Origin of the sequence: Lentzea cavernae (assembly GCF_014653695.1) — a bacterium.
GTDB classification, from domain to species: domain Bacteria; phylum Actinomycetota; class Actinomycetes; order Mycobacteriales; family Pseudonocardiaceae; genus Lentzea; species Lentzea cavernae.
This window is the reverse complement of record NZ_BNAR01000001.1, coordinates 525,534-536,650: the sequence shown is the minus strand read 5'-3', so window position 1 is coordinate 536,650 and position 11,117 is coordinate 525,534. Positions and strand designations below refer to the sequence as shown.

At 68.2% G+C, this 11,117-nt stretch carries 8 protein-coding genes; 7 read left to right on the top strand and 1 reads right to left on the bottom strand.

The annotated features are described in order from the left end of the window. Nucleotides 1–131: 131 nt before the first annotated feature. Together IE307_RS02440 and IE307_RS02435 are read left to right on the top strand one after the other, a co-directional pair. Nucleotides 132–1,400, top strand: a complete 1,269-nt coding sequence (locus IE307_RS02440) for an ABC transporter substrate-binding protein (RefSeq protein WP_191295769.1) — start codon at nucleotides 132–134, stop codon at nucleotides 1,398–1,400. Beyond that, on the top strand, nucleotides 1,397–2,542 hold the full coding sequence (locus tag IE307_RS02435; RefSeq protein WP_191295768.1) for an enolase C-terminal domain-like protein: 1,146 nt from the start codon (nucleotides 1,397–1,399) through the stop codon (nucleotides 2,540–2,542). The genes IE307_RS02440 and IE307_RS02435 overlap by 4 nt, the downstream gene beginning before the upstream one ends. A 33-nt stretch (nucleotides 2,543–2,575) precedes the next feature. Here the strand turns inward: IE307_RS02435 and IE307_RS02430 are convergent, their stop codons facing one another. Next, on the bottom strand, nucleotides 2,576–3,340 hold the full coding sequence (locus IE307_RS02430; RefSeq protein WP_191295767.1) for a pectate lyase: 765 nt from the start codon (nucleotides 3,338–3,340) through the stop codon (nucleotides 2,576–2,578). Between the two features lie 190 nt (nucleotides 3,341–3,530). Here IE307_RS02430 and IE307_RS02425 point away from each other — a divergent pair, with 190 nt between their 5' ends. From IE307_RS02425 to IE307_RS02405, 5 genes are all read left to right on the top strand, one after another. Beyond that, nucleotides 3,531–4,442 (top strand): pectate lyase family protein, encoded by a 912-nt coding sequence (locus tag IE307_RS02425; RefSeq protein WP_229904309.1) that lies wholly within the window; start codon nucleotides 3,531–3,533, stop codon nucleotides 4,440–4,442. Nucleotides 4,443–4,685: 243 nt separating this feature from the next. After that, nucleotides 4,686–7,562 carry a glycoside hydrolase family 48 protein gene (locus IE307_RS02420; RefSeq protein ID WP_191295765.1) on the top strand — a complete coding sequence of 959 codons (2,877 nt, stop codon included), beginning with the start codon at nucleotides 4,686–4,688 and terminating at the stop codon, nucleotides 7,560–7,562. 11 nt (nucleotides 7,563–7,573) lie between these two features. Beyond that, nucleotides 7,574–8,845 carry a lytic polysaccharide monooxygenase gene (locus tag IE307_RS02415; RefSeq protein WP_191295764.1) on the top strand — a complete coding sequence of 424 codons (1,272 nt, stop codon included), beginning with the start codon at nucleotides 7,574–7,576 and terminating at the stop codon, nucleotides 8,843–8,845. Continuing rightward, complete coding sequence (locus tag IE307_RS02410; RefSeq protein WP_191295763.1) at nucleotides 8,845–9,297, top strand: hypothetical protein; 453 nt, start codon at nucleotides 8,845–8,847, stop codon at nucleotides 9,295–9,297. Before IE307_RS02415 ends, IE307_RS02410 begins: the two co-directional genes overlap by 1 nt. 20 nt (nucleotides 9,298–9,317) lie before the next feature. Beyond that, on the top strand, nucleotides 9,318–11,063 hold the full coding sequence (locus IE307_RS02405) for a glycoside hydrolase family 6 protein (protein ID WP_191295762.1): 1,746 nt from the start codon (nucleotides 9,318–9,320) through the stop codon (nucleotides 11,061–11,063). The last annotated feature ends 54 nt before the right edge of the window (nucleotides 11,064–11,117 follow it).

Below are 11,117 nucleotides of genomic sequence, written 5' to 3'. Positions count from 1 at the left end.
TCCACAACCTACAGGACCCGTTTGCGGGTTCCGGAGTGGGCTGCGTCCGACCCGGAAGTCGATCGTTTCGTCTGTGTCGCAGGTCCTCGTTTCCGGCTGTTCCAAGACGGAACATCCACAAAGGAGCTTTGATGAGAAGACTGCTTGTCGCACTGGCGCTCGTGCTGAGCGCGTGCTCCGCAGGGCAGGACGGCCCGACGACGGTCACGTTCTGGGACAACAACGGCGGCCCCGGCCGCACCCCGATCTACCAGGAGCTGATCAAGCGGTTCGAGGCGGCGAACCCCGACATCAAGATCGAGTACGTCGGCATCCCGAGCTCGTCGGTGCAGCAGAAGTACGACACGGCCATCGCGGGCGGTGCGACGCCGGACGTCGGTGGCGTCACGACGTCCTACCTCGCGCACCTCGTCGGGCAGGACGCGCTCGAGCCGGCGGACGACCGCGTCGAGAACGGTGCGCTCAAGGGGAAGTTGCTGGGCGGCCTGCTGGAGACCGTGCGGCAGACGGCGCCCGACGGCAAGCTCTACGCCGTTCCCGCGTCGGGCAACATGGACGTGATCTGGTACCGGTCGGACAGGTTCGAGGAGAACAAGATCGGAGAACCGTCCACCTGGGACGATCTGGCGAAGGCGGCCACCCAGCTGACGAAGCCGGCGGACAACCTCTACGGCTTCACCATCCGCGGTGGCGCAGGCTCGATCTTCCAGCTGCTGTCCGAGGCCTACTCCTACTCCGGCGTCGAGAAGTTCTACGAGGGCGGCAAGAGCACGGTCGCCGACCCGCGCAACGCCGAGCTCGTGCGCAAGGTCGCGGAGCTGTACAAGAAGGCCACGCCCGAGGCCGACGTGAACAACAACTACACGCAGATGGTCGCCCAGTTCACCGGTGGCACGGTGTCGATGATGCACCACAACCTCGGCTCGACCGCCGACGTCATGAAGGCACTGGGCCCGGAACGCGTCAGCGCCATGCCGTTGCCGAAGGGGCCGTCGGGCAAGCGGACCGTCGTGCCGAACCCGACCGACGGCTTCGCCGTGTTCAAGGGCGCGAAGAACCGCGAGGCGTCGTGGAAGTTCGTCGAGTTCCTGACGTCGGCGGAGAGCAACGGGTACTGGAACGAGAAGGTCGGTCAGATCCCGGCGAACACCGACGTGCGCGGCGCCGAGTGGATCCAGAAGAACCCGGCGGTGAAGATGGCGCTCGGCGTGCTGGAGGACCCGGCCACCGTGCTCGTGCCGGCGCCGGTCTACCTGCCGGAGTACTCCTCGATCACCAAGACCGACACCGAGCCGCTCTACCAGAAGGTGCTGCTGGGGCAGATGCCCGCGCAGGAGTTCCTCGACCAGCTCGCGGCCAAGCTCACGACCGCCCAGCAGGACTGGGAGAAGCGCAAGTGATCGACCGGGTCGTGGTGCGGACGTTCAAGACCACGGCGGCCACGTCCGTCGACGCGGAGGGGCACCGGCACCCGGCGCCCGAGCACGAGGTCGTCGAGGCCCTGCTGGAGGTCACCGACACCGACGGTGTCACCGGCTTCTGCCAGATCCAGCCCGACCAGCTCAGGCCGGCCGTGCTGGACAAGCACGTGCGGCCGGTGCTGCTCGGCCAGGACCCGTGGGACCGCGAACGGCTGTGGCGGCTGCTCGCGCGACGGCAGCGGGGATCGCACGGCGGTTTCACCGACCGCGCGCTGGGGTTCGTCGACCAGGCGCTGTGGGACCTCGTGGCGCGCAGGGTGGAGCTGCCGGCGTGGAAGCTCGCGGGCGGCGCGCGGGACCGGGTCCCGGCCTACGCCAGCACGATGTGCGGTGACGCGGACGGCCTGGCGACACCGGGCGACTACGCGGACTTCGCGCGGCACCTGGTGTCGGTGGGCTACCGGGCGATCAAGCTGCACACGTGGATGCCGCCGGTGCCCGGCGCGCCGAGCGTCTCCCGGGACGTCGAGGCCTGCCGGGCGGTGCGGGAGGCGGTGGGCCCGGACGTGGCGCTGATGCTCGACGCGAGCCACTGGTACTCGCGGACGGAGGCGCTGCGGCTCGGCAGGGCGTTGCAGGAGCTCGGCTTCTACTGGTTCGAGGAACCGATGGAGGAGGCGTCGATCAGCTCCTACCGGTGGCTCGCCGAGCAGCTCGACATCCCGGTGATCGGCCCCGAGGTGGCGTGGGGCAAGTACATGACCCGCGCCGAGTGGATCACGGCCGGGGCGTGCGACATCCTGCGCGTGGGACCCGCGGGCAGCGGTGGCATCACGCCGGTGCTCAAGACCGTGCACCTCGCCGAGGCGTTCAACCTGGACTGCGAGATCCACGGCAACGGGTCGGCCAGCCTCACCGTGCTCGGCGCGACCGACGCGGGCCGGTGGTACGAACGGGGTCTGCTGCATCCGTACGTCGACTTCGACCGGATTCCGCCGCACCGGAACTCCCTAGCCGATCCACTCGATGAGAACGGGGTGGTCGTACTGCCGAAGACACCGGGAATCGGTGACGACTGGAATTTCGAACACATCGGAGTTCACACTCTTGAAGTGTGGTGAGAAATGCCCCGGCCGGCGGCCGGGGCATTTCCTCTAGCGATAGGTGATGTCCGACGACTTGAACAGGCAGTTCGTGCTGTCCGCGCCGGTGCCGATTTTCTTCGGCTCACCGCTGGTGACACCCTGGTACTTGTCGCAGATCGAAATCTTCTTGCTGCTGTCCCCGACGATCGTGATCCTCGAGAACCGCGCCGTGTCGCCGTAGTTGGTGTTGATGCCGACCAGCGCCTTGCCGGGGGAGAACGCGGTGACGTTCTCGAGCACGACGTGCCGTTTGTGCTGCGTCTTGCAGTTGCCGCAGGACCGGTAGAGCTTGCCGAAGTCGTCCACCTGGAAGTCGCGGATGACCATCGTGCCCGGCCCGTTGTGCTGGAAGACCTTGTCCGACGCCTTGCGCGCGCCGCCACCGCTGATGGTCATGGTCTGCGAGGACGACGTGCCCTTGAACGTGGCCGCGTCCTCGCCGACGTCCTCCCACCAGACGTTGGAGAGCGTGCAGGTGCCCAGGCAGTGGACGCCGTCGGCGGCCGGCGCGCCGAGCACGACGTTCTTCAGCGTCGCGCCGTCGGCCAGCTGGAAGATCGGCCCCTGGTCCTCGCCCTGGCCGCCGGTGCCGAGGTCGCCGGTGCCGTAGAACCGTTGCATGCCCCCGTCGTAACCGCTCGACCCGACCTTGATGGTCGTGCCGACCGGTTTCGTTCCCGACGGGGTGGGAAAGGTGCTGCCCGCGGCCTGTGCCTGAGGTGCGAGAAAGGCGGTCAGTGCCGCGGCCAACACCAATGGTGCGAGTTTCTTCATGTGCGCTCCGCTTGCAGTGGGATGCGCGGCGGTAATTCGATGGTAGAACGGTGATCTTTTCTGTCAACTCGTTTCGATTGTTCGAGTCGAATATCGTCGAATTGGTTGACCGCTCTGTTGCCGGCTGGTTGTGTGGGTTGCACCGCCGCTCACGAATTGGGAGCGTGGAATGATTCCAAAGCGTGCAGCATTGATTTCCGTCGCCGCGCTGGTTCTCGGCGCGGTATCTGTTCCCCAGGCGACCGCGGCACCGTTCGGGCTGGTCGGCTGGGCCACTCAGGGAGGTGGCACGACGGGTGGCGGCAGCGCCAGCCCGGTGACCGTGACCACGGCGTCCGCGTTCGTCGCGGCCGCCAAGGCGTCGGGCGCGGCCGTGATCCGGGTCTCCGGCACGATCTCGCTGTCGAGCATGACGAAGGTGGCCTCGAACAAGACCATCGAGGGCGTCGGCTCGAGCGCGGCGATCACCGGGCAGGGCCTGAACATCGCCAACGCCTCGAACGTGATCGTCCGCAACCTCAACTTCCGGAGCTGGGGTGACGACGCGGTCAACGTGCAGTACTCCACCCGCGTGTGGATCGACCACAACACCTTCTCCAACGGCTACGACGGTGCGCTCGACATCAAGCGGGCCTCCGACTACGTCACGGTGTCGTGGAACAAGTTCACCAGCCACAACAAGACGATGCTGCTGGGCCACAGCGACGACAACGGCTCGGAGGATCGCGGCAAGCTCCGGGTGACCTACCACCACAACTGGTTCGACGGGACGCAGCAGCGCCACCCGCGCGTGCGGTTCGGCAACCCGGTGCACGTCTACAACAACTATTACGGCGGTGTGACCGACTACGGCGTCGCGTCGACCGTCGAGGGCGGTGTCCTGGTCGAGGGCAACTACTTCGAGAACACCGAGGACCCGTTCCACCGCGGTGAGGGCAGCTCGCCCGGTGGCTCGCTCGTGGCGCGCAGCAACCACTTCGTCAACTCGGGAACGGGCGACCAGGGCGGCTCGGTCAAGAGCATTCCCTACTCGTACCCGCTGGACGGAGCCAGCAGCGTGAAGAGCGTGGTCACGTCCGGTGCCGGAGCCGGGCGCGGCTGACGAGACCAGGGGGCGCCCCCAGCGGCGGGGGCGCCCCCGTCCTCACCTGGGACCGCTCCCAGAATTCCACTCGAAGGGAGCAGTAAGAGGAACCGGTAGAGCAACCCCCGTTGCGCTGAAAGGCTTACCGGCGAGGGCTTTCCGGCTCAGAATCTCTTACACCTGTGATCGGTTGATCGCTGTGGGCCACGTTACAGTGCCGTGAACTCTGGGAGCGCTCCCAGTTGTCGAGAGGGCGGCGGCATGACTCGACGAAAAGTGGCGTTGGCGGTTGCGGCGGTGGTGCTGATCGGCGGAACTCCCGCCGTCGCGGCACCGGCCGCGGTGGCCTGCACCGTCACCTACCAAGTCACCAACGAGTGGAACACCGGATTCGGCGCTGCTGTGTCGATCCGCAACGACGGGGAGGCGCTGAACGGCTGGAACCTCACGTGGACGTTCCCGGACGGGCAACGCGTCACGCAGGGGTGGAGCGGCAACTTCACGCAGAACGGCGCGGTCGTGACCGTGACCAACCCGGCCTGGGCGCCTTCGCTGCCCTCCGGCGGCACCGCGCAGGTCGGTTTCAACGGCAGCAAGGGTTCGACGAACCGGCCGCCGACGGACTTCGCCGTGAACGGCGTGTCCTGCACCGGGCCCAACCAGTCGCCGTCCGTGGCACTGACGGCACCCACCAGCGGCAGCAGCTACACCCTGCCCGCGCAGATCCCCCTGGCGGCGACCGCGCAGGACACCGACGGCACGGTGGCCAAGGTCGACTTCTACGCCGGTGACTCGCTGATCGCGACCGACACCAGCGCGCCGTTCACCGGCACGTGGACGTCGGCGCCGGCGGGCGACCACAGCATCACCGCGCGGGCCACCGACAACCGCGGTGCCACCACCACCTCGGCACCGGCCGCGGTCAAGGTGCTGTCCGGACCGGCGGTCCTCGCGTCACCGGGCACGATCTCGGTCAAGCAGGGCCAGACCGCGACGTTCGACGTCTCCCTGGCCACCGCACCGAGCCAGCCGGTCACCGTCACGATCGCCCGCAGCGGCAGCTCCGACCTGACGGCGACCCCGGCCACGCTCACGTTCTCCGGCACCGCGAAGCAGACGGTGACGGTGACGTCGGCGAACAACGGCGGCGCGCTCGGCACCGCCACGTTCACCGCGTCGGCCACCGGCTACAGTCCGGCGAGCGTCACGGCCAACGAGATCGACCCGTCCACCTCGGACTTCAACAAGGCGTTCCTCGACCAGTACAACAAGATCAAGGACCCGGCGAGCGGCTACTTCCGCAAGTTCGGCGACCTGCTCGTGCCCTACCACTCGGTCGAGACGCTGATGGTGGAGGCGCCGGACCACGGTCACCAGACCACGTCCGAGGCGTTCAGCTACTACCTGTGGCTGGAAGCGAGCTACGGCCGCGTCACCGGTGACTGGGCGCCGTTCAAGTCCGCCTTCGCGTCGATGGAGAAGTTCATCATCCCGGCGAAGGCCGACCAGCCGACCAACGACAAGTACGACCCGTCGAAGCCGGCCACCTACGCCCCGGAACACCCGAGGATGGACCAGTACCCGTCGACGCTGGACGGCACCGTCCCGGTCGGCCAGGACCCGATCGCGGGCGAGCTGAAGTCCGCGTACGGCAGCTCCGACGTCTACGGCATGCACTGGCTGATCGACGTCGACAACACCTACGGCTTCGGCCGCTGCGGTGACGGCACGACGGCGCCCGCGTACATCAACACCTACCAGCGCGGTTCGTCGGAGTCGGTGTGGGAGACCATCCCGCAGCCCTCGTGCGACACGTTCAAGCACGGTGGCCCCAACGGCTTCCTGGACCTGTTCACCAAGGACTCGTCCTACGCCAAGCAGTGGAAGTACACCAACGCGCCGGACGCGGACGCCCGCGTGGTGCAGGTGGCGCTGCTCGCCCAGCAGTGGGCCACGGCCCAGGGCAAGGCCGGGGACATCTCGGCCGAGATCGGCAAGTCCGCCAAGATGGGCGACTACCTGCGGTACGCCATGTTCGACAAGTACTTCAAGCGCATCGGCAACTGCAACAGCCCGTCGTCGTGCCCCGGCGCGACCGGCAAGAACAGCGCGCACTACCTGATGTCCTGGTACTACGCCTGGGGCGGTGCGACCGACACGTCCGCCGGGTGGGCGTGGCGCATCGGTGACGGTGCCTCGCACCAGGGCTACCAGAACCCGTTGGCAGCGCACGCTCTCGCGAACGTGCCGGCGCTCAAGCCGTTGTCCGCGACCGGCCAGCAGGACTGGGCGACGTCGCTGAGCAGGCAGCTCGAGATGCTGCAGTGGCTGCAGTCGGCCGACGGCGGTCTCGCCGGCGGTGTGACGAACAGCTGGGAGGGCCAGTACGCCTCACCTCCGAGCGGCACCCCGACGTTCTACGGCATGTACTACGACGCCCACCCGGTGTGGCGCGACCCGCCGAGCAACCGGTGGTTCGGCTTCCAGGTGTGGGGGATCGAGCGCACGGCGGCGCTGTACCGGCTGACCGGTGACGCGCGCGCCAAGAAGATCCTCGACAAGTGGGTGCCGTGGGCGATCGCGAACACCACGACCGGCACGAACTTCCAGATCCCCTCGGACCTCGAGTGGTCGGGGGCGCCGGACACGTGGAACGCCACCAACCCCGGCTCGAACGCGAACCTGCGGGTCCGCGTGCTCAACCACAGCCAGGACGTCGGTGTGGCCGCGTCGTACGCGAAGGTGCTGCTGAACTACGCGGCGAGGTCGGGCAACGCCTCGGCGAAGACCACGGGTGAGTCGCTGCTGACGTCGTTGTTGCAGCACCAGGACAGCCTGGGCATCGCGACGCCGGAGACCCGCACGGACTACAACCGGTTCGACGACGTCTACAACACCAGCACCCGCGAAGGCCCGTACGTGCCCTCCGGCTGGACCGGGAAGATGCCCAACGGCGACACGATCGGCCAGGGCTCGTCCTTCCTGTCGATGCGGTCGATGTTCCGCAACGACCCGCAGTGGCCGAAGGTGCAGTCCTATCTGGACGGTGGACCGGCGCCGACGTTCACCTACCACCGCTTCTGGGCGCAAGCCGAGATCGCCACGGCGTTCTCCCTGCACGCCGAGATCTACGGGTGAGGAGTCCCGAGATGAGAAAACGCATAGCGCTCCTGGCAGTCGCTGCCGCGGTCGGCGCCGTCCTGGTGCACACCGGTGGCACGGCGGTCGCGCACGGGTCGATGGTCTGGCCCGGCAGCCGCACCTACCTCTGCTACGAGGACGGCCGCGCGGGCGGCGGTGGCGGCGACCTGAACCCGACCAACCCGGCGTGCGCCGCGGCCGTGGCCCAGGGCGGGAAGCAACCGCTGTGGGACTGGTTCGGCAACCTGATCAGCAACGCCGCCGGACGCCACCGGGAGATCATCCCCGACGGCAACCTGTGCGGTCCCACCACGAAGTTCTCCGCCTACAACCTGACGCGCGCCGACTGGCCCACGACCCAGGTGCAGGCGAACAGCCAGGTCACCTTCCGGTACAACGCGTGGGCGCCGCACCCCGGCACGTGGGAGCAGTACGTCACCAAGGACGGCTTCGACGTGACGAAGCCGCTCAAGTGGTCCGACCTCGAGTCGGCGCCGTTCGACAAGGTGACGAACCCGCCGCTGGCGAACGGTGAGTACGCCTGGCAGGCGCGTCTGCCCAACAAGACGGGCCGGCACGTCATCTACTCGCTGTGGCAGCGCTCGGACAGCCCCGAGGCGTTCTACAGCTGCTCGGACGTCGTGTTCGGCGGCGGCACGGGCACGCCCGACACCACGGCGCCGTCCGCGCCCGGCACCCCTGTCGCCTCCGGTGTCACCAGCAGTTCGGTGAAGCTGGACTGGAGCGCGTCGACGGACAACGTGGGCGTCTCGTCCTACCGCGTCTACAGCGGTGGCCAGGTGGTCGCGACGTCGGCCACGAACTCGGCGACCGTCACCGGGTTGAGTGCGGACACCTCGTACTCGTTCACGGTGGTCGCGACGGACTCCGCGGGCAACGCCTCGACGGCCTCGTCGGGTGTCACGGTCAGAACCTCGACCGGCGGCGGGACCCCGACCGGGTCGTGCGCGGTGACGTACTCGCGGCCGAGCACGTGGAACGGCGGGTTCACGGCGAACGTGTCGGTGTCCAACACGGGCACCAGCGCGGTCAGCGCGTGGCAGCTCGCGTGGGCGTTCCCCTCGGGGCAGCAGCTCACGCAGGCGTGGTCGTCGACGGTCACCGTCGCGAGCGGGCAGGCGACCGCCAAGGGCGTGTCGTACAACGCGGACATCCCGGCCGGCGGCTCGGTGTCGTTCGGGTTCAACGCCACGACGACGTCCACACCGACCGACCCGACGTCCTTCACGCTCAACGGTTCGGCGTGCGCCGTCCGGTGATGAGGGCCTTGATCGCCCTCCTGGTGGTGGGTTCGGTGACGTTCGCCCTCCTCGTAGGACGCGCCGAACCCACCCCGGATCTCAGCAAGGGCGTCGACGGCATCGCCGCGTGGCTGCACGACCTGACCGACGAGTGCTCGACCGTCCGGCGGGGTGACGACTTCACCGACTTCGCCGGTCCGGTGCGGTCGAAGGTCTACGCGCCGTTCATCGCGGAATGGGGGACCTGCGCCAAGGAGCCGTACGGGCGGCTCGGGTTGCTGGTCCTGCGGCCTGGCTTGGAACAGGCCTGGCGGACGGCGCTCGCGGAAGGCGAGGTCCGGGGCGATCCGGACCTCGCCTTCGGGGACGGGTTCGCGCTCACCGGATCGATCGGCATGGAGTACCTCGGCCTGAAAAGACTTGAGTGCACGCCCACCGCGTGTTCGCTCATGGAGATCAAGCACCATTGACAGACAGGAGATCCGGAGCAATGAAGCTCAACGGACAGAGGCGGTGGGCCGCGGCGGGAGTCGTGGTCGCCACTGCCGTGGCAACGTTCGGGGTGGCGATGAGCGCACCCGCGGGCGCCGCACCAGGGTGCCGTGTGGACTACACGGCGAACAGCTGGGGCGGAGGGGGTTTCGGTGCTGCGGTGAAGATCACCAACCTCGGTGACGCGATCTCGGGCGGATGGACGCTCAAGTTCTCGTTCCCGGGAAGCCAGCGCGTGGCACAGGGCTGGAGCGCCAACTGGTCGCAGTCCGGCAAGGACGTGACCGCGACCAGCGTGGCGTGGAACGGAAGCCTCGGCACCAACGCGTCCATCGACGTCGGCTTCAACGGCAGCAACGCCGCCACCGGTGACGCGAACCCGTCGACGTTCACGCTGAACGGCACGACGTGCACCGGAACCGTGCCCACGAGCACGACCACGACGACAACGACGACCACCACCACGACCACGTCCAACGGGCCTGGCCCGGGCAACCGCGTCGACAACGCGTTCGTGGGCGCGAAGCAGTACGTCAACCCGGACTGGGCGGCCAAGGCGAACGCCGAGCCCGGCGGCAGCCGGATCGCGAACCAGCCGACCGCGGTGTGGCTCGACCGCATCGCGGCGATCGCGGGCACGGCGGACTCCCGTGGCCTGGTCGGACACCTGGACGAGGCGGTGCGCCAGGCGGCGGGCTCACCGCTCGTCATCCAGCTGGTGATCTACAACCTGCCCGGTCGTGACTGCTCGGCCCTGGCCTCCAACGGTGAGCTCAAGGCGACGGAGATCGACCGCTACAAGTCGGAGTACATCGACCCGATCGCGTCGATCCTCGCGCGGCCCGCGTACTCGGGCCTGCGGATCGTCACCACGGTGGAGATCGACTCCCTGCCCAACCTGATCACCAACGTCTCACCGCGGCCGACCGCGGTGGCGGCGTGCGACACGATGAAGTCGAACGGCAACTACGTCACCGGTGTCGGTTACGCGCTCGCGAAGCTGGGTGCGGTTCCGAACGTCTACAACTACCTCGACATCGGCCACCACGGCTGGATCGGCTGGGACGACAACTTCGGCGCCACCGCCGAGCTGCTGTTCCAGGCCGCGAACGCCTCCGGCAGCACGAAGGCGAACGTGCAGGGCTTCATCGCCAACACCGCGAACTACGGCGCGTTGAAGGAGCCCTACTTCAAGATCGAGGACTCGGTGAACGGCACGTCGGTCCGCCAGTCGAAGTGGGTGGACTGGAACCGTTACGTCGACGAGCTGTCCTACGCGCAGGCGTTCCGGCAGCGGGCCGTGCAGGCGGGCTTCGACGCGAACGTCGGCATGCTGATCGACACCAGCCGCAACGGCTGGGGCGGCAGCGCCCGTCCGACGGGCCCCGGCCCGACGACGACGGTGGACGCCTACGTCAACGGCGGCAAGCTGGACCGCCGCATCCACCTCGGCAACTGGTGCAACCAGTCGGGTGCCGGCATCGGCGAGCGCCCGAAGGCGGCGCCGGAGTCGGGCATCGACGCCTACGTGTGGGTCAAGCCGCCGGGTGAGTCCGACGGCGCCAGCGAGGAGATCCCGAACAACGAGGGCAAGGGCTTCGACCGGATGTGCGACCCCACGTACACCGGCAACGTGCGCAACGGCAACAACATGTCCGGCGCGCTCGGCAACGCCCCCATCTCGGGCAAGTGGTTCTCCGCGCAGTTCCAGGAGCTCATGCGCAACGCCTACCCGGCGCTCTGAGCTCGGTGATGTGAACGTGCCCATGCGGCCGGCCCTGTCGTTCGGGGCCGCGCC

Excerpts from the sequence above, each read along its gene's own strand:
- IE307_RS02405 (WP_191295762.1), top strand. The coding sequence starts at position 9,318 with ATGAAGCTCAACGGACAGAGGCGGTGGGCCGCGGCGGGAGTCGTGGTC.
- IE307_RS02410 (WP_191295763.1), top strand. The coding sequence starts at position 8,845 with ATGAGGGCCTTGATCGCCCTCCTGGTGGTGGGTTCGGTGACGTTCGCC.
- IE307_RS02420 (WP_191295765.1), top strand. The coding sequence starts at position 4,686 with ATGACTCGACGAAAAGTGGCGTTGGCGGTTGCGGCGGTGGTGCTGATC.
- IE307_RS02430 (WP_191295767.1), bottom strand. The coding sequence starts at position 3,340 with ATGAAGAAACTCGCACCATTGGTGTTGGCCGCGGCACTGACCGCCTTT.
- IE307_RS02415 (WP_191295764.1), top strand. The coding sequence starts at position 7,574 with ATGAGAAAACGCATAGCGCTCCTGGCAGTCGCTGCCGCGGTCGGCGCC.
- IE307_RS02440 (WP_191295769.1), top strand. The coding sequence starts at position 132 with ATGAGAAGACTGCTTGTCGCACTGGCGCTCGTGCTGAGCGCGTGCTCC.